Source organism: Marinobacter nanhaiticus D15-8W (genome assembly GCF_036511935.1).
GTDB classification, from domain to species: domain Bacteria; phylum Pseudomonadota; class Gammaproteobacteria; order Pseudomonadales; family Oleiphilaceae; genus Marinobacter_A; species Marinobacter_A nanhaiticus.
In genome coordinates, this window is record NZ_AP028878.1 from 3688077 (window position 1) to 3705297 (window position 17221).

Annotated in this window: 17 protein-coding genes; 5 read left to right on the plus strand and 12 right to left on the minus strand. The window is 57.9% G+C overall.

Annotated features, from left to right (window positions below; genetic code table 11):
- Positions 1 to 240 precede the first annotated feature (240 nt).
- From RE428_RS16535 to RE428_RS16555, 5 genes are all read right to left on the minus strand, one after another.
- The gene (locus RE428_RS16535) at positions 241 to 843 is read right to left on the minus strand and encodes an ion channel (RefSeq protein WP_004583046.1); all 603 of its coding nucleotides are present in this window, start codon (positions 841 to 843) and stop codon (positions 241 to 243) included.
- A 57-nt stretch (positions 844 to 900) separates the two neighbouring features.
- The gene (locus RE428_RS16540; protein WP_004583047.1) at positions 901 to 1110 is read right to left on the minus strand and encodes a hypothetical protein; all 210 of its coding nucleotides are present in this window, start codon (positions 1108 to 1110) and stop codon (positions 901 to 903) included.
- A gap of 113 nt (positions 1111 to 1223) precedes the next feature.
- A complete protein-coding gene (locus RE428_RS16545; RefSeq protein ID WP_004583048.1) occupies positions 1224 to 1742 on the minus strand; it encodes a hypothetical protein in 519 nt (172 codons plus the stop codon).
- Positions 1743 to 1823: 81 nt separating this feature from the next.
- On the minus strand, positions 1824 to 3377 hold the full coding sequence (locus RE428_RS16550; RefSeq protein WP_004583049.1) for an SLC13 family permease: 1554 nt from the start codon (positions 3375 to 3377) through the stop codon (positions 1824 to 1826).
- 266 nt (positions 3378 to 3643) lie between these two features.
- On the minus strand, positions 3644 to 4246 hold the full coding sequence (locus RE428_RS16555; RefSeq protein ID WP_004583050.1) for a glutathione S-transferase family protein: 603 nt from the start codon (positions 4244 to 4246) through the stop codon (positions 3644 to 3646).
- Positions 4247 to 4516: 270 nt separating this feature from the next.
- Between RE428_RS16555 and RE428_RS16560 the strand changes: the two genes are divergently transcribed.
- Both RE428_RS16560 and RE428_RS16565 read left to right on the plus strand, forming a co-directional pair.
- A complete protein-coding gene (locus RE428_RS16560; protein WP_115840365.1) occupies positions 4517 to 4981 on the plus strand; it encodes a fibronectin type III domain-containing protein in 465 nt (154 codons plus the stop codon).
- Between the two features lie 273 nt (positions 4982 to 5254).
- Positions 5255 to 5410 carry a DUF1127 domain-containing protein gene (locus tag RE428_RS16565; RefSeq protein WP_004583052.1) on the plus strand — a complete coding sequence of 52 codons (156 nt, stop codon included), beginning with the start codon at positions 5255 to 5257 and terminating at the stop codon, positions 5408 to 5410.
- 465 nt (positions 5411 to 5875) lie between these two features.
- On the opposite strand, the gene RE428_RS16570 is transcribed toward RE428_RS16565, so the two are convergent.
- On the minus strand, positions 5876 to 6427 hold the full coding sequence (locus RE428_RS16570) for a hypothetical protein (RefSeq protein WP_004583053.1): 552 nt from the start codon (positions 6425 to 6427) through the stop codon (positions 5876 to 5878).
- A 270-nt stretch (positions 6428 to 6697) separates the two neighbouring features.
- Between RE428_RS16570 and hmpA the strand changes: the two genes are divergently transcribed.
- A complete protein-coding gene (gene hmpA, locus RE428_RS16575; protein WP_004583054.1) occupies positions 6698 to 7921 on the plus strand; it encodes an NO-inducible flavohemoprotein in 1224 nt (407 codons plus the stop codon).
- A 79-nt stretch (positions 7922 to 8000) separates the two neighbouring features.
- Here hmpA and RE428_RS16580 read toward each other — a convergent pair whose 3' ends face one another.
- The 4 genes from RE428_RS16580 to RE428_RS16595 form a co-directional block, all read right to left on the minus strand.
- On the minus strand, positions 8001 to 8942 hold the full coding sequence (locus RE428_RS16580; RefSeq protein ID WP_004583055.1) for a carbohydrate kinase family protein: 942 nt from the start codon (positions 8940 to 8942) through the stop codon (positions 8001 to 8003).
- 122 nt (positions 8943 to 9064) lie between these two features.
- The gene (locus RE428_RS16585; protein WP_004583056.1) at positions 9065 to 10225 is read right to left on the minus strand and encodes a lysozyme inhibitor LprI family protein; all 1161 of its coding nucleotides are present in this window, start codon (positions 10223 to 10225) and stop codon (positions 9065 to 9067) included.
- Between the two features lie 72 nt (positions 10226 to 10297).
- Positions 10298 to 11302 (minus strand): S8 family peptidase, encoded by a 1005-nt coding sequence (locus tag RE428_RS16590; protein ID WP_004583057.1) that lies wholly within the window; start codon positions 11300 to 11302, stop codon positions 10298 to 10300.
- A gap of 78 nt (positions 11303 to 11380) precedes the next feature.
- Positions 11381 to 12142 carry a helix-turn-helix domain-containing protein gene (locus RE428_RS16595; RefSeq protein WP_004583058.1) on the minus strand — a complete coding sequence of 254 codons (762 nt, stop codon included), beginning with the start codon at positions 12140 to 12142 and terminating at the stop codon, positions 11381 to 11383.
- Between the two features lie 222 nt (positions 12143 to 12364).
- Here RE428_RS16595 and RE428_RS16600 point away from each other — a divergent pair, with 222 nt between their 5' ends.
- Positions 12365 to 12634: a YiaA/YiaB family inner membrane protein gene (locus RE428_RS16600; RefSeq protein WP_004583059.1), complete on the plus strand. Its 270-nt coding sequence runs from the start codon at positions 12365 to 12367 to the stop codon at positions 12632 to 12634.
- Positions 12635 to 12639: 5 nt separating this feature from the next.
- Positions 12640 to 13359, plus strand: a complete 720-nt coding sequence (locus RE428_RS16605) for a PspA/IM30 family protein (protein WP_004583060.1) — start codon at positions 12640 to 12642, stop codon at positions 13357 to 13359.
- A gap of 76 nt (positions 13360 to 13435) precedes the next feature.
- On the opposite strand, the gene RE428_RS16610 is transcribed toward RE428_RS16605, so the two are convergent.
- Positions 13436 to 14089 carry a CerR family C-terminal domain-containing protein gene (locus RE428_RS16610; RefSeq protein WP_004583061.1) on the minus strand — a complete coding sequence of 218 codons (654 nt, stop codon included), beginning with the start codon at positions 14087 to 14089 and terminating at the stop codon, positions 13436 to 13438.
- Positions 14086 to 17217 (minus strand): efflux RND transporter permease subunit, encoded by a 3132-nt coding sequence (locus RE428_RS16615; RefSeq protein ID WP_004583062.1) that lies wholly within the window; start codon positions 17215 to 17217, stop codon positions 14086 to 14088. Before RE428_RS16615 ends, RE428_RS16610 begins: the two co-directional genes overlap by 4 nt.
- Positions 17218 to 17221 lie beyond the last annotated feature (4 nt).

Sequence of the window (17221 nt, forward strand, 5' to 3'; positions counted from 1 at the left end):
GCATCTTTTATTGTCACAGCCTTAAGACTTTTACTACATTTTAATTCTTACGGTTAATCGATGTTTACTTATATGTATTTTATACTTGCCAATGTTAATTAATTGCTTTAAAAAAGCAGACTTTATACAGCTTTAATCAACATAATATAAATATTACAATTATCTTTGTTTTTATAAATCATATCGCTAGCAATGAACCTTAATTTCAATTGTTAAACACGCTAAGTGCTAGCTCAAGATTCACCTCCATACTGCAGGCCTGACGACCAGCTCCCGCAGTTCGTTGCCACGCATGACAGTAAACCGATCAAGACGCCCAATGCCCTGCCGTGAAAGTGCACTTACCAGATCATCGGGATACGCAATCGGCTTGTCCTCCACTGACAACACCACGTCATAACTACGCAAGCCTGTTTCGAACGCCCGCCCGCCTGGGCGCACCGCCAGGACGACAACGCCGCCCTCACTCGGCAGGCTGAGCTGTCTGGCTAAATGATGGTCGTTCAAGACAAACCGCGCGCCCGGACCTGAACCAGAGGCCGGCTCCAGGGCATGCCTGACGATCCAACGCAGGAAGAGACCAAAGGTCGTTACTCCACACAATACAAAGATCGCGGTTACGGATCGGGTCAATTCCGTGGTTGGGACCAAATCGCCGTAGCCCACTGTCGTTAGGGTGATAACGCTGAAGTAGAACGCGTCGGCGAACGACCACTGTTCTGCCAAAGAAAAGAACAGGGTTCCCGCCAGCAGAATAAACGGCACGACGAACAGGGCCGCCAATAAACGTCTGCGAGTACGCCAACGAACAGCAAGCGTGGATATCAACCGTGAATCGTTCATGACGATGACCTCCTTGACCGAAATGGAGAGGCCGCCTGCAGGCGGCCCCTACTGCCTCTAGTCTGCAGGCTGGGACTGCTGGGACATCAGGTTCCGCAGATCCCGGATGTCGTCACGGACAGATTCCAGCTGGTGCGACAGGCCACTGACTTCATCCCGCAGAACGTCCAGGATGCTGAAGCTGCGTTCGCTTGCCAGCGCCGCCTTGATTTCCGAAATACCATCCTGGATGGCGTTGAGTTGCTGATTTTCCGGTGTAGGACTCATGGTCTTACCTCCTTTTCTTGGCTAGTGTTTTCCGTTTTGATGTGCAGGCCGGTCCTGCAGGGATCCTCCGCGGGCATGCAGCCCACGGGGAGGATGCATCGAGCCGGAACAGGCTAGCTATCGTCGCTCGTGTCCGGCTTCACCGATTCGCTACTACGGATGGCCACCCGACTACCGTTGGCCGCATTGCAAGTGGCCGCTGCGGCATCCGGCGCAGCCGCGACCGCGCCAATTTGACTGGCAGCTGATGCGGAATTGGGCCCAACGACAGCCACCCCCACATCACAGGCCGCGGCGGCATAGTCCTTGCCCACTACGACGGAGACGGTGCTCGTGCTGGGGGTATCTCCAACGGCAGAGCTACTTGCACTGGCTGCTGCAGGGCCGTCGCCCTGCTCGGCCTCGGCTGCTACCGACGTCGTCGCGGCAAAGCCGGGTTTGGCCGACTGTTTTTCGCCCGATTGGCTTTCCTCCTCAGGCGTTACCTCGGCGTAGTTCTTCTGGCCGGAGCTGTCTCCGACGGAACCTGATGTTGCGCTGCTCATGTTTTCCTCTCCTTCGGCCTTGCCGGATTTATCCTTGGGTTTATCCGCTGTACGCACAGCGGAGCGTGTCTCTGGTTTGCTACTCATTGCGCTTTCCCCTCTTTTTGCATGGAACCGACAGTCATTGCCTGAAACCGACCATACCCATCGGCGATGCACTCGCGGTGTCTAGAGCACACCGAAGAAACGAACGATGACCAATACGCCGGTCACCACCACGACGACGCCGGAGAGATCCACCAGCAGACCGGTCTTGATCATTCGCTTGAACGGGATTTCGCCCGAGCTATAGACGATGGCGTTGGCGGATGTGGAAATCGGCAGCATGAAGCCGTAGATCGCCGCGAAGGTCGCTACCAGTGCGGCCTCCTGTGGATCGCCGCCGCCTGCGACCGCCAGCGTGGGAATGATGGGCACCAGCACACTGATACTGACCAGGTTGCTGGTGAGCTCGGACATGGAGATGGCGATCACCGCTGCGAAAACGCAGACCCAGATCGGGCCGACACCCTGGATGCGCTCGGCGACTGCCTCACCAAGTACTTGAGCGAGTCCGGTCTCAGCCATGAGCGTACCCAGCGCGAGCGCGGACCCCACCAGGATCAGCGGGCCCCAGTCCATGGCGGCTGTGTCCTGCCAGCGCAGCGTAAAGCCTTCCTTGCGACTGATCGGTAGCAGGAACAGCAGAATCGCACCGAGCAGGGCCACAACGGGTGGCGACAGACGCTTCTCGACGAATATGTAGACTGGCGATTCGCTACCGACTACGACACTCAGGATCGGCGGTAGCAGCCACAAAGTGATAGCGGCGCCAAAAGCAATCGCAGTATTGATCTCGCCCTGGGACATGCGGCCAAGCTTGCGCCGGCTTCGCAAGATCTGCGCCTTGGCGTTGGGGATGCGACGCAGCTCCGGCGGATTGATGAACAGCACGGCCACGCAGAGAAGCGCGAAGAGTGCCAGTACGATGGGTACGCCCAGGGCCATCCACTCCATCACCGAAATGTGGGTATCGAACCGGGTCTCGATGAAGTGACGCCCGACCATGTTCGATGCGTCGCCGAACGGCGTCATCAACGCGCCCAGGGTGGCCCCGTATGCCGTCATCAACAGCAAGGCGCTACTCAGGTAGAGCGGCTTGCCCTCAGCCGACGGAGCGCCCCCACGTTCGATATCATCGGAAAAGGTCTTCACCAGACCGAGGGCGATAGGCAATAGCATTGCGGCAACGGCGCCGTTGTCGATGAAGCCGGACAGTAGGGCTGCCATCGCACCGAAGGCCACGACGATGCGCACCGTGGAATTGCCTATGCCCGGAATACTAAGAACCTTCAGGGCGATGCGGTGCCCCAGGCCGTACTTGGACATGGAGCGCGTAATAATGAAGCCCCCGATCAGCAGGAACAGCGTCGGCGAGGAAAAGGCGCCGAAGACCTGCGAAGCGGACGCCACGTCCAACACGACTGCCAAGGCAAGTCCCAGCAACGACGTCACCGGGATGGGCAGCGGCTGGAACACCCAGTAGGTCACCGTGACCAGGATTACGGCCAGGAGGTTCTGCTGGGGCGCTGTCAATGCCGTGGGCAGCATGATGACCGCGATCATCAGGATCGGCCCCATGAAAAGGCCGACCAGTTTACGCCGGTCGATACGGCGCCGTTCAGGTGGGGTATGTGCCTCGCTTTCCTCGGATATGCGTTTCCTGGCAAAACCGGATGACATTGTGGAACCTCCTTAAGATGCCTTTATTGGGCATCCTAGGGAGGCGGGCACTTCTCCACTATCCACATACCGGGCAAGAATTCGGCTTTGGTATCAGCAGGAATGACTGCATCGGTAAGCTACACTTTCGTTTATCAGGCAGACTTTTGGCCAAGAGCTTTGCCGCTGTCCAGACATCCGGCTGAAATCCGTTAACTTCCGACGATGGCCATCGGTTGAGCGCTTGGACAAAAAGATGGCTGTCGAGGCATGGCGATCCCGATCCTTCAGGGATGCCCTATAGCCACGTAACCTGGCTGATCCTCGATTCGCTGTAACCACTCCCGGATACCGCTGTAGGGCTCGAGATCGAAGCCGCCTTCATGCGCCACGTGAGTGTAGGCGTAGAGCGAGATGTCGGCGGCCGTCATCGACTCGCCCGCCAGGAACGGAGAGCAGGCAAGTTGCTGCTCCATGATGCCCAGCGCCTTATAACCGGGTGCCCGGGTGGCTGCGTAGTCAGCAAGACGCTCCTCAGGCATTCCCAGGTAACGCTGGATATAGCGGGCTACCGCAATATAGGGCTCGTGGCTGTATTGCTCGAAGAACTGCCATTGCTGTACGCGGGCAAGTGCAAGTCGATCTTCCGGCAGGTAGCAGGAGCCAGCCGCCAGATAGTTGAGGATAGCGTTGGATTCCCACAGGTACTCGCCGTTATCCAGGCGCACGACAGGAATCTTGGTGTTGGGATTCATTGCCCGAAAGGTGTCTGTGCGGGTCTCATCCTTGAGGATATCGACATCCACCCACTGGTATTCGATATCGAGCAGCGCGGAAATCAGGACCAGTTTGTAGCAATTGCCAGAGAATCTGTCGCCGTAAATGTACATGTCATCTTTATCGTGGATAATTGGATCGGCAGTATGAACCGACCAGGCTGGCCGGGGAATCCAATTATGCCGAACGGCGCATCAAGCATTTTTTGATGGCGAATTCGCCACTGGGCACGTGTCCCTAGAAAGCGGACACTTGTTCAATATTTTTTGCTCAGCATAATAGCTCCGGCTGTAACCGCTGAGGATGAGAGTCAGGTCTCGTTGTACCTCCTAAATAAAAGAAGCCTACGCCAGTGGGCTTAAGAAGATACGACAAGGCATATCATGAAACACAATAGCCCTTCAGTGGCGCGACGCGCCTTACTGTTCACGGTAGCCCTTTGCTCCACACAAATTGCAGGTCTTGCCATTCCCGCCGCCCAGGCTGATTCCCGATCACTAACCACCAGCCGATCTACGGATTACGTCACCAGACGCAGCCCCACCGACGCAGAACGTAGTAGCAGTACGGCAACACGACGGGCGGAATATACGAAGTTGTACTGGAACGCGCCTGCCACACGCGCCGACGGTTCCAAGCTGTATATGGGAGATATCGATGGCTACAGGATCTACTACAAACTCAAGGATCAAAGTCGTTACACCACCATCACCATCCATAGTGCCAGCGAGACCAGTTTCTCGCTCTCGGGATTCAGGCCCGGGACTTACGAGTTCTACGTGTCCACCCTGGACACCGACGGGCTTGAGAGCCAGCCGTCCAGCACGGTGATGGTAAGCGTGATCTAAAGGGATGAAGCCGCAGGGATGCCTTCCGGGCCGTCATCGATCGTCGATGGCGGCTTCTTCGTCCTGATAACGCCCTTCGTGTTTCTACGAATTGAAACCCACCAAGCAATATATTAGCGAATTGACCTTCTACTTATGCGCATTTTGCGCCAATACCTGTTTAGTTTCGGCGGGATAGGTGTTTCCTTGTATTTATAAAAAACATAGCTGGACTTACCATAACTTCACACTGAGTTGAACTCAAAAGTTAAACCCAAGCAGTGGAGATGTACTATGAAAAGAGTCGCAGGTGTTTTCAGTAAGTGGAGAAAGAAAAGAGACTTCGCGTTTCTGGTAAGCCGTATGGACGAGCGTTTGCTTCTGGATGTGGGTTACACCCGCGAGCAGGCAGAAGAGCGTCTGAGCAGACCGTTCTGGAAGTTCGATTAAGTAATACGTACCTTAGGTCAAACCTGGGGTATTGGAAGACGACCCGCTCTCCCGCCGAAGGCTGCAACTGATTGGAAAACCGGGAAAAGCAGGTTGAAGGTTCTCGCCGGTAGATCGCACATCGCCGCATAAGCGAGTGGATCACGGGGACCGAATAAAGCCCTAACCTCACATTGAGGGCTTGCATCACTCACCGGCACGTTTGAACGATAAAAAAGGGGCGGGTTCATAAATAAATAAAAACCTGCCCCGATATATCCTTCATGTTTATCTGCACACAAAAATCCGAACTTATATAAAACGCCCTCTATTTATCTCTGCGTTACACTTCGCCATTACCCTTTTACGACATTACCCTTTTACAAAAAGTAACCAGCGGAACTTATGTCACACTAACGCTCTTGCTGTCATAAACAGCGATTTCGCCAAGTCATTAGTGTATGACCGAAATTGGACAGGTTGTATTTACTCACCGGATCGGCTGCAAATCGATTTCAATGCAAAGTGTCGCATGTAGTAGATAACCAGGAAGGCGATCAGGAAACCAATTGCTGTATTGGGCCAGTCGGCCAGGGGGTCGATACGCCGCTCGTAATAGGTTCTCAGGTTGTACTCTTCGGGGCCGGCATAGACTATCGGGATGCGTCGCTGCTCAGCGTAATAGAAGTCATAAGTGGTTTCGGGGATTTTCAACGAGACCGTACGCATTCTTCCATCCACTGGCACATCCAACTCCACGGAGTACTTACGGTACTTACCGTCATCCACACTGGACGTGACGCGGGTAACGATTGCCACGACCTCCGGGTGACTCGCCAGGATGGCCCGTGCCTTTTCGGCCTGCCAGGTCTGGTAGCTGAGCGTCGAGCATACGCAGGTCGCGAATACGATCCACATTAGGACTGTCAGTACACGCCATTCGGCGGGATAGTTCTGCTGACAAAGTGATTCGAAGCTGGGGATGGGAGGCGGCAAGGGACGCTCGTCCCCGCACTGCCGATGCAAACGCTCTTCCACGGTAATTCCTTTTACCTGAGTGTTTTTTGGTCAGGGAGAGTTTAGGGTGGCTACATTCTTAAACCTGTAAGTTTTCGAAACCATAACGTTTCGTTTTGTAATAGTGTGACTGCACCTCCAAAATAGCGTGACTGTGGCTCCAACCAAGGCTTCATGGGCTTGACCTGAGAAATGCTTGGTAGTTGACCTCGCAAGCGACGGGAAATAGCATGCCCATAAACATTCATTATTTATGCATCTTTAAATAGCAGCATAGCCGAGGAGGCCACTGTGCTAAGACAGGATACCGTCGCCATCGTCAAACAAACCATTCCTGTCCTGCAGGAACATGGAGAAACGCTGACCCGCCACTTCTACCAGCGAATGTTCCAGCAAAACCCTGAGGTCAAACCCTTCTTCAACCCCGCACACCAAAAGGCGGGCACACAGCAACGCGCGCTGGCCGGGGCGATCTGCGCCTATGCCCAGCACATCGATAACCCGGCTGCGTTGGGTGATGCGGTCGAACAGATCGCGCAGAAGCATGTTTCGCTGGGCATCAGGCCCGAGCATTACCCTATCGTTGGCGAGAACCTGTTGGCATCGATTCGCGAGGTGCTCGGTGAGGCTGCCACCGACGACATCATCGACGCCTGGGCGGAAGCCTATGGTGTGTTGGCCGATATATTTATCCAGCGTGAGGGGGAAGTCTTCCAGCAGCAGGAGGACACATACGGCTGGCAGGGGTTCAAGACGTTCGTCGTCGAGAAGCGCGAGCGCTGCAGCGAGAACATCGAGTCGTTCTACCTGTGTCCTGCAGATGGCACCGAGCTGGCCTTGCACCAGGCCGGGCAATACATAACCGTACGCATTCCCCTGCCGGACGGCTCGACCACCATGCGCAATTACAGCCTGTCCAACATGCCGGGCGAACCCTGGTTCCGCATCAGCGTCAAGCACGAGCGAGGAAGTGTCGAAGGCACGCCGGACGGCGTTGTCTCCGGTTACCTGCATGAGAAGCTGAAGGTGGGTGAGAGTGTCGAAGTCGCGCCGCCCAGTGGTGAGTTCACGCTAACCCTGCCACAGGAGCCGGAGAAGCCTCTCGTCTTCATCGCGGGTGGCGTCGGCATCACCCCACTGATGTCTATGCTTCAGGTCGCTCTTGACGAATCACCGGCAGACCGCCCCATCGTATTCATTCAGGCTGCCATAGACGGTGCAGTTCAGCCGTTTGCGGAGGAGTTGGAAACACTCAATCGGCGCTATGACAACCTTGCATTGCATGTTCGGTTCAGCGACCCGGGAGCCGATGATCTCGCCGTTGGACGTTGCCAAAGTTCAGGTATCGTGGATGCTGCGTTACTGGAAGAACTGGTTGGGGATACCCCTGCAAGCTACTACTTCTGCGGCCCCACACCGATGCTGCGGCACGTGCGCCAACTGCTGAAAGCCCGTGGCGTGGCCGATCGGGATCAGCATTTCGAGTTCTTTGGGCCAGCACAGGCTATCGATTAAGCGAGCAGGCACTGGGCGCCGGTAGTCGCACGGCGACCGGGCCGGTGCCTATTTCGGATCCACCGTCCACCTGCGTGAACTACCTCACCTCTTCCTGGTACGGCAGCGCATCAAACGCCCCATACCGGGAAACCGCCACGGCGCCGCACTTGCAGGCAAAATCCAGCGCTCGCCCGAGGCTGGCTTCGTCCTCGATCCAGCGGTCGAGGGTTTCCGGTCCAATCTCCTGCTTCGCCAGCTGGTATAACAGGCCCGCGACGAATGCATCACCGGCTGCTGTGCTGTCGGTCACGTCGGCGTTGGTTGGCTTCAACTGGGTACTTCCGCCAGACCAGTGGACATTGAGTGGATTGCCGCCATCGGTGACCAGTATCAGGCGCACGCCTGTTTCCAATAGTTGGCGAACGAGCTTGTCCTCGTTGCCGTAGAGCGCATCCAATTCTTCACGACTGAGCTTGACGATGTCTGCCGCAGCCATGGCATCCCAGATCGGCTCGCGCGCGTTGGCGCCGGCAGTCCAAAGATTGTGGCGATAGTTCACATCGAAGCTGACCAGGCAATCCGCCTCCCTGGCCTTCTGCATCATGGCCAGGGTTGTGATATGGATGTCCGGCTCGGTCAACGTGTTTGAACCGCTATGGAAAATAACCGGTCGACTGAAGAGGTCTGCCGGACAGTGCTCCGCCCGGTAGAGCAGATCGGCACTGCCGTGGCGATAGAATGCGAAGCTGCGCTCGCCCTTGTCATCCAGGCTGACGAACGCCAATGCCGTAAGTGCATCCGCGGTCCGTCGCAAGGCTGAGGTATCTACCCCGTAGTGCTCCATAGCGCGCACCAGGGTATCGCCAAACATGTCCTCTCCCACCTGCCCGACGAACCGTGCCTGACCGCCCAACTTGGCCACGCCCACGGCGACATTCGCCGGAGCGCCGCCGGGCTGCTCCAGGAAACGACGCTGCCCTTCGCCTGACAGCGCAAGCATGTCGATCAGTGCCTCACCGAAGGCAATCACTTTCATCATCGGTTCTTCTCTCCGCAGGTCGTATCCAGTTGTCCTGTACAGATACTCGCATGCCCTGAGATGGAATGACTTAAGCGAATAGTCGTAAGCGATGAAGACCAGCAAACAAGAAAACGTTGCGATCAGTCCCGATAGGTTTCCAGCCGCTTTAGCCAACCTGGCAGCCACTTCTCCTTCTCGATCGGCTTCGGTGCGTTTTCCGCACGACGGGTGAGTACCTTTGCTGCAGCCTGTCGAAACTGATCCAGCTCCGCCTCTGCGTTTACATCGTCCATTGCCCGCAGGACCTGCAACAGGCCCCAACCCTCTCCGTTGTACCTTTCGGTGTCGGCCAGCCCTTCGCCCTTGAAATTGACGTAGTCGATCAGCGCATAGACTCCACCGGGTGTAGTGGTCAGCGCCTTGAGGTTTTGATGGATCTGATTGCGCTCGGACTCCGGTGCAGCCTCGACGACACGCGCCATCGATGCCTGAGCCCTCTCAAACATGAACTGGGCCTGGACCGGCTTGTTGGCATTCAGGAACTGTCTGAGGGATACGACGCGCTCGCTGTCCCGGGCCGACAGGAACGCGTCGCGATCCGGCCAGGGTGCGTCGAGCGGATCCAGTTGCGCGAGCCAACCCGGCAACGCCACCGACTGGCTCCGCATGAAGGCGACGAGATCGGGAAAGCTTTCCACAAAGCGTCCATCCACACCCTCGGGATACCAGATGAAGTGGCCTATACCCACGGACGGGAAGGCCTCGCCCCGATTCCAGTGGACGAGACATTCCGTCTTGCCGGCGCATTCGTTCTGGAAGATCTTCTCGCCGACCTGGCCAAGCTGAGCTTCGCTCAGACTGATTTCGAAACCGGGGGCAGACTTGCTCGGATCGGGCAAATCAGGCGGGGTGGAATCGCCGTAGGTGAGCCAGGATCGCCAGAGTTCGTGGGTTCGCTCACGGGTCAGGCGCAACCGGCATTCGCCCCCCATCAGCCCGCGGATGGTGCCGCCGCTCCACTTCTCGTAAACGGCGCCGCAATGGGCATCCCGATAGGTTTCCCAGGCGGACTGGGAAGACTCGATGCGCTCGGCGAGCTGGCCATTATCCTTGTAGCGGTCAAGGCTGGCTCGCAGGTACTTATCCAGCATCGCATCTGCCGTCTCCACCTCTTGCGCCTTGCAGCGATTCATTTCGACAGTAGTTGCGGGCGCGCTGCAATCGAGCGTTTCCGCCAGGCCCTGGGGGGCAACAAAAGGTACTGCGAGAAGCAACAGGCCGGAAAGGAAAGCGAACTTCATGCAAACGGGTTCCTGATCTCTAAAAGTCTGGACTGTATCAGGAACCCGGCGCTATAAGGAGAGCAGCCCCCTTCAGCACGGTATTTCGCCGCCAGCCTTCAACTTGGTCACCAGGCTCCCAGGGTTGATCAGTCCCCAGCCAAACTGCGGATCGAAACCCGGCGCCCCCAGATCGATGGCCATCATGGACAGGTGCTTTTCCACATCGGCCTGAGTGTCGAGCGGTGTTTCACCGCCGAACTTGCGGTGCTTGGAGAGCATAAGGGCCACAACGCCGGCCACGAACGGCGTCGCCATGGAGGTACCGCTGAGTTTGACGTATGCATTCGGAGGATAGGTGGACAGAACGTCTTCGCCAGGCGCCACAACCGTAACCTCTTCACCCACCGAAGAGAAGCTGGAAAGCTGGCATCGCCGGTTGATCGAACCCACCGCGATGGTTTCCTTGTAGGCCCCTGGGTAGTCCACGAAATTGAGGCTGTCATTGCCGGCCGCGCATATGAAGAAAGCCCCTTTCTCAACCCCTGTCTTGATCGCATCATGGATGATCGGGATATCCACCTGGGCGCCGAGGCTCATGGAGATAATATCGGCACCCTGCTCCACGGCCCAGTTCACTCCGGCAGCGATGTTTTCGCCGATACCCGAGCCATCGTCCCCCAGCACCTTGCCGATCAAAAGTTCGGCCTTGGGCGCCACACCCACTACGCCACGGCTGTTCTTGCGCGCTGCGACGATACCCGCGCAGTGGGTGCCGTGCCCTTGCTGGTCAGCGATACCGTGCGGGCTGTCGGTGAAATCCTTGAAGCTGTCGGCGGGAATGGAGCCGGTCAGGTCGGGGTGATTCAGGGAGACCCCGGTATCGAGTATCGCGACCTTGACGCCTTCCCCCTCGGTGATACGCCAGAGGGACGGGATGTTGAGTAACTTCAGCCCCCAGTCCTGGATCTCCGAGAGGCCGACGAAAATATTGTGGACGGTATACGGCGGTAGACGGAAGATCGGTTCCCGGGCCAGGTCATCCCGGTTACCGATGGTCTGTTTATCGGGTTTGGCTGTCCCTGCTTTCTTGCTCATGGCGAACACTCCCTCATTCGTGATCCTCTCAGCTTAGCCAATCGGCGAACGCCGGCAATCTCCCTGACAGCATCGTAATCAGCGGTGGCCCGGGTAGACCTTTCGCGTGGTATCGCGACGGTAGGCCTGGAAAGCCTGAATCTCCCAGGGCCGGATCGCCAGGATCATACTCATACCGAAACGCTGGTCGAGCGGCAGGGCAAGGTCCTCCTGATGGCAGTGGCGAAAATCCAGGGCCAGGCGCCGCAGTTTCTGCTGCATGGTGTCATTGGATAGTGGTGACAGCATGCCATTCATGAACAGCCGCAGCTCACCCGGGCGGTTGAAGCGGCACTCGAGGAAGTCGCCCTGGACCTGGTCTTCGAAAAACGCCTGGATCGGTCCGTTTCTCTGCCAGTGGAAATCATGGGTGATCAAGGGCTTGATGCGATTTCCGGGCAGCAGTTCGATGAGCCCCATGCGATCGAGCTGAGCCAGTTTGCCGATCACCGTGTGTTCGCTGAGCACGTAGGCGTCCAGGATCTGCTCGAAATGCCAGCGATTAAGGGCGCAGATCGAGACCAGCAGCAGCTCGATATCGGAAACCAGCTCTCGCTCCTGCTCCAGGGAAAGCTCATCGATGCGCGCTTCCGGTTCCAGGCGGCGCACCAGGTCGCTGATCTCCAGCCCCATCAACGCACACACCTGGTCGAGCCGTCGAAGGGAGAACTGCTTCTCCGCGAACAGACGCTTGACGCTGGCCTCGGAAAGCCCGAGCCCTTCGGCGACTTGCTGGTACGTCAAACCTTGCTCTCTCAAGGCCTTTTTCAGGGTATCGACTATCGCTGTGGTCTGGGCCATCGGGTGCTCCGCCGCGTCGAAAAGCCTTACTCTACGCCGGAAAGTATTGCCAGGTAATACCTGCCAGCCAGATACCTGCTACTTTTTGGGTTTCACTGGAGCATACTGACCGATCCTTCCAAAGTGGCGTCCAGCAACGACGCACACCGCGTCAGGGCTGCAGACTGACGGTAGAGAGGTCCGCCAGCCCGTCCACAGAAGAAAAATGCACTGGAGGCAACAATGGATAGCGAACTGAGCAGTAACTCCACCGGCTGGCTGTTTTTCGTCAAGGTATCCTTCGCAATAGCCCTTGTGGCGACCGGCGTCGGGATCGTGTTCACCCCCATCGACCTGCTGGTCAAAGGCTACATGGCCATTTGCGCCCTGTTTCTGGTGAGCACCACCATCACCCTGTCCAAGACCCTGCGTGACGAGCACGAGAGCAAACGTATCCATAACCGGATTTCCGAGGCGCGGGCCCAGCAGATCCTGAAAGAATACGGGGAGTAATCGCCATGACGATCTGGAGAAAAGTCGGCACCCTGTTCCGTGCCTCGGCTCACGAGCCGATGGAAAAACTGGTGGACGCCAACGCGTTGCGCATCATGGCGCAGGAACTGCGCGATACAGAGCAATCGATGGTCAACGCCAAGCGGGAGCTGGCCGGTTTGATGGCCGAAGCCAGGCAACTCACCCGCAGCAACCAGCAACTGGAAACCACGATCGCCCAGCGAGAGGCTCAGGCTCGCCAGGCAATCGATAAAGGCGAGGATGCGCTGGCCCTCGAACTGGCCGAGCGTATTGCCGAAGATGAGAACCTGCTGGCCGAGCAAAAGCGGCACGCCGATCACCTGGGCGGCCAGGAAAAGATGCTGCGCAAACACCTGCAGCAGGCTGGCCGCAAGCTCCAGCACTACAAGCGTGAACTGAGCCTGGCCCGCGCCAATCACAATGCGGAGCGGGTCCTGGACCAGTTGGGCAGTCGCACGGTGGGGCTGCATGCCCATATCGGAGACCTGGCGGAGTCGGGGAAACGGATCAGGGAACGGCAAACCCGCTTTACCGATATTCACGAGAGCTTGCGGGAACTGGAGCAGGACGAAGCCCATGGAAACCTCGAGAGAAAGCTCCGGGACGCTGGTATCGATACCGGCAAACATGATGGCGCGGCGGTTCTTGCGCGGTTGCGGCGAGATCGCGGCCAGTTGGGGAATGAGTCGGAAGAGAGGTTGTAAGTTTATAGAGAGATGATGCGGTTCGCAGAGCTCACCGCATCCTACGCGGGTAGATAGGGTGTGGTGAAGCCGCGCCCTATCTGCGTTCCAGCCCGGCCAGATGCGACACTACCACCTCTTCGGCCATATTGGCGATCTCCGGTGGGAACGAATCCCCACTATCCAGACGTCGCAGTAGCGGCGTGCGCCCTACCAGGAAGAACACGATCTGCCCCACCAGAGTGTGGGTTTCGAGGATCACGCGGTTATCTGCCGGATCACGTTCCATAAGGATGGCGACCAGCGTAGTGATCGTGACGTGGGCGATTTCGAAGGCTTCCTTGTAGAGGATATCGAACGCCTCGCTGGGGTTGGCCTGCTCGCGCATGATGAGCATCAGCCAGCGACGGGCCTCCTCCTCTTGAACAAACAACCGGACCATGCGGCGCACCAGTTGTTCCAACGTTTCCCGGGCCTGCTCACGGCCCAGCGTTTTCAGGTGCTCGTGGGTATCACCCGAAGTGTCCAACTCGAACGTCTGACGCAAGCGCTTGGCGATATGACGGGCGGTCGCGAGATACAGTCCACGTTTGTTGCCGAAATAATAGGCAATCGACCCGATGTTCGAATTCGCGGACTCGGCGATCATTCGTGTCGTGGTGCCCTTGAAGCCATGTTCACCGAACAGGTCAATGCCTGCCAGGATCAGCTTGCCAGAGGTTTCATCCTCGAGTCTGGCGGATTCCTTCAAGACTTCGGCTCCGGTTGCGAGGGATCGATAGCGGCCAGTGTCCCAGATTCACGCGCGAAGAAGTAGGTGTAGAGCACCGGCACCACGCCCAGACTCATGACCGTGCCCAACGCCAACCCGAACGCCATGGCACTGGCCATACCGTAGAACAATGCGTCACGCCCGATGATCAACGGCAGGAAGCCCAGTATCGTGGTGGTCGCCGCCATCAGGATCGGTCGCAGGCGGCGTACAGAGGCGCGTATTACCGCCTCGTCCATAGCGATACCCGGCGTTTGGCGGTCGATGTCGATGCGGTCGATCAGCACGATAGCATTGTTGACGATGATTCCGGCCAGGCTGTAGATCCCCAGCAACACCATAAAGCCGAAGTTGGCATGCATCACCAACAGCCCTACGGCAACCCCGGTGATGATCAGCGGGATAGTGGCGACGATCAGCAGCGGCCGCTTGAACGAATTGAACTGGGCGACCAGGAGAATAAAGATCATACCCAGACAGATGGGCAAGTTGGCCTGCAACGCCGCCTGACCTTCCGCTGACTGCTTGACCACACCGTCGTATTCGATCCAGTGACCGGGCGGCAGTTTCGCTTCTATCCTGTCCAGGTCGGCTTGGACCCGCGGAACCATGTCTTCCGCCGTCATCTGCGTGTTGCGGGCTTCGATGGTGATGGCGCGTACCAGGTCTTCGCGATCGATACGGTAGTAGCCGTTACCCAGCTCCACATTGGCGACCTGATTCAGCGGCACGCCCTGCCCCGAATTCTCGAGCGGGTAGACGGTCAGCGACTTGAGCCGCTGCAGGCTGGAGCGGTCGCCGGCTTCGTAGCGCAGCATGATGGGAATGATGTCGTCACCCTCACGGAAATTGCTCAGGTGATAGCCGTCGATGGCGCCCCGCAACGAACGGGCAATGTCCTCGGAACTCACTCCGGCATTACGGGCCTGTGCCTGGTCCACCTCGACCATGACTGACGGAATTCGGGCCTCCCAGCTTTGACGTACATCCAGCGCACCGGGAACATCCCTGAATACCCGTTCGATTTCCTGAGCTGTGTCGAACAATACCGATCGGTCCGGTCCCTTGACCTGCACTTCCAGCAGACTGCTGTCCGAGGGGCCCAGGAACATCTTGCTGACCTGTGCGGAAACCTCCGGAAAATACTGCCCCATTAACGTACGGGTCGATCGAATGACGTGGTCCACGTTGTCCCGGTCTTTCACGTTCAGCACCAGGAAACCCTTGTTCGGCGCCGGGTCGATCGGGGTCAGCGAGAGTACGAAGCGCGGTCCGCCAAAACCGGCATAGGCCGCTACGCTGGAGACTTCGCCCTCCAGTTCCGAGTCTTCACTCAGCGCAGCGCTGATCGCCTGCACCTTGCGGTCGGCCTCCGAAGGCGCAATATCGGATGGAAAATCTACGTAGACCAGCACCTGGTTGCGATCCGAATCCGGGAAGAATTTTTTCGGAATCACCTGCATCAACGCCACACCGCCTACCAGCGCCAGGATCATTACTCCTAGGAAAATCGGCCGATGACGCAGCACCCGCCGCAACAGGCGTTCATAGCGGGACGCCATAAAACGGAACAGCCTATCCGACAGCTTATTGGTGGACGTATGCTCGTCTGAGCTATTCGCCCCCACGCCTTCCGGCACCTTGAGAAAGTGATGGCAGAGGATAGGCGTTACCGTGAGCGACAACACCCAGGAGGTCAGCAGCGTGATGGCGATGACGATGGAAATCGATCGGGTGTATTCACCGGACACATGCTCCGCCAGCATCAGCGGCAGGAACACCAGGATCGTCGTCAGTGTCGATGACAACAGGGGCATGGCCAGTTCCCTGCAGGTATCACGCAGGGCCTCATCCCGTGTCGAACCGCCTTCGAGCCGTGTCTTGAAGTCCTCGGCGACGACGATGGCATTGTCTACGAGCAGGCCGAGCGCGATCACCAGCGTCGCGAGGCTCATCCGCTGCAGGGTCATATCCATGAACCCCATGACCGCCAGGGTGACCAACATCACCGTGGGAATGATGGAGCCGACGATCAACCCCGTACGCATCCCCAGGAACAGGATCACGACCGCCAGCACGATCACCAGTGTCTGGATGACGCTCGAGGTGACGCCGTAGACCGCGTTGCCCACCTGGTCGGCCTGGAAAGTCATGATCTTGAGCTGGTAACCGGCGGGCAGATTCTCACGCACATCGTTAAGCGTGCCTTTTACCGCGTGGCCGTAATCCAGCACGCTGTATCCATCGAGCATGGCGATGGCGAACACGATAGCCTGCTTGCCGTTGAAGTACGCGGGGCGTTCCACAGGGTCCACGTAGCCACGTTCGACCCGGCCCAGGTCGCCCAGGCGAATCGTGCCGCCGTCGGGCAGCCGGATCTCAGCATTGCGCAGCGTCTCGATATCGGGATATTCACCGGAGACCTGCAAGGCGAAACGCTGTTCGCCGGATTCGATCACGCCTGCCGGCGGCATCACATTGCGGGATTGCAGCTGCGACGCGAGCCCGTTGGGCGACAACCCCAGTTCCGCCATGCGCGATTCCGGCAGGTCGATGAAGATGCGCTGGGGCTGCACGCCCAGCAACTCCACTTTCTGCGTGCCTTCGATGGCGTAGAGCGACGTTCGGATGTGCTCGGCCATCTCCAGCTGTTCGGCCTGAGTGAAGTCATCCGACATCAATGCCGCGGTAACCACGGCGACGTCACCGAAATCGTCGTTGAGGCGGGGTTCCCCCGTGCCCTCGGGCAGGTCGGCACGGGCGGCATCGATCTGTTCGCGCACCTCGTCCCAGATCTGGTCGAGGTTGAAGTAGCGGTCGTGGATCACGACGTGAATCAGGGATCGACCGCGCATGGAGGTCGAACGAATCTCCTCGACCTCGCCGACCGAGCGCACGCTAGCCTCCAGCGGCTTGGTGATGTTCTGCTCCACCTGCTCGGCGGGCAGTCCCGGATACTCCGTGGTGATCACCGCCTCACGGATGGTGATCTTCGGGTCTTCCCGTGTGGGTAACGCGAAATAACTGAAAGCGCCGTAGATGATGGCGGTTACCGTAGCCAGCAGGACCACGGGACGGTAACGGAAGGCCAGTTGCGAGAGATTCATGGCC

Excerpts from the sequence above, each read along its gene's own strand:
- RE428_RS16535 (WP_004583046.1), bottom strand. The coding sequence starts at position 843 with ATGAACGATTCACGGTTGATATCCACGCTTGCTGTTCGTTGGCGTACT.
- RE428_RS16540 (WP_004583047.1), bottom strand. The coding sequence starts at position 1,110 with ATGAGTCCTACACCGGAAAATCAGCAACTCAACGCCATCCAGGATGGT.
- RE428_RS16545 (WP_004583048.1), bottom strand. The coding sequence starts at position 1,742 with ATGAGTAGCAAACCAGAGACACGCTCCGCTGTGCGTACAGCGGATAAA.
- RE428_RS16550 (WP_004583049.1), bottom strand. The coding sequence starts at position 3,377 with ATGTCATCCGGTTTTGCCAGGAAACGCATATCCGAGGAAAGCGAGGCA.
- RE428_RS16555 (WP_004583050.1), bottom strand. The coding sequence starts at position 4,246 with ATGTACATTTACGGCGACAGATTCTCTGGCAATTGCTACAAACTGGTC.
- RE428_RS16560 (WP_115840365.1), top strand. The coding sequence starts at position 4,517 with ATGAAACACAATAGCCCTTCAGTGGCGCGACGCGCCTTACTGTTCACG.
- RE428_RS16565 (WP_004583052.1), top strand. The coding sequence starts at position 5,255 with ATGAAAAGAGTCGCAGGTGTTTTCAGTAAGTGGAGAAAGAAAAGAGAC.
- RE428_RS16580 (WP_004583055.1), bottom strand. The coding sequence starts at position 8,942 with ATGATGAAAGTGATTGCCTTCGGTGAGGCACTGATCGACATGCTTGCG.
- RE428_RS16585 (WP_004583056.1), bottom strand. The coding sequence starts at position 10,225 with ATGAAGTTCGCTTTCCTTTCCGGCCTGTTGCTTCTCGCAGTACCTTTT.
- RE428_RS16590 (WP_004583057.1), bottom strand. The coding sequence starts at position 11,302 with ATGAGCAAGAAAGCAGGGACAGCCAAACCCGATAAACAGACCATCGGT.
- RE428_RS16595 (WP_004583058.1), bottom strand. The coding sequence starts at position 12,142 with ATGGCCCAGACCACAGCGATAGTCGATACCCTGAAAAAGGCCTTGAGA.
- RE428_RS16600 (WP_004583059.1), top strand. The coding sequence starts at position 12,365 with ATGGATAGCGAACTGAGCAGTAACTCCACCGGCTGGCTGTTTTTCGTC.
- RE428_RS16605 (WP_004583060.1), top strand. The coding sequence starts at position 12,640 with ATGACGATCTGGAGAAAAGTCGGCACCCTGTTCCGTGCCTCGGCTCAC.
- RE428_RS16615 (WP_004583062.1), bottom strand. The coding sequence starts at position 17,217 with ATGAATCTCTCGCAACTGGCCTTCCGTTACCGTCCCGTGGTCCTGCTG.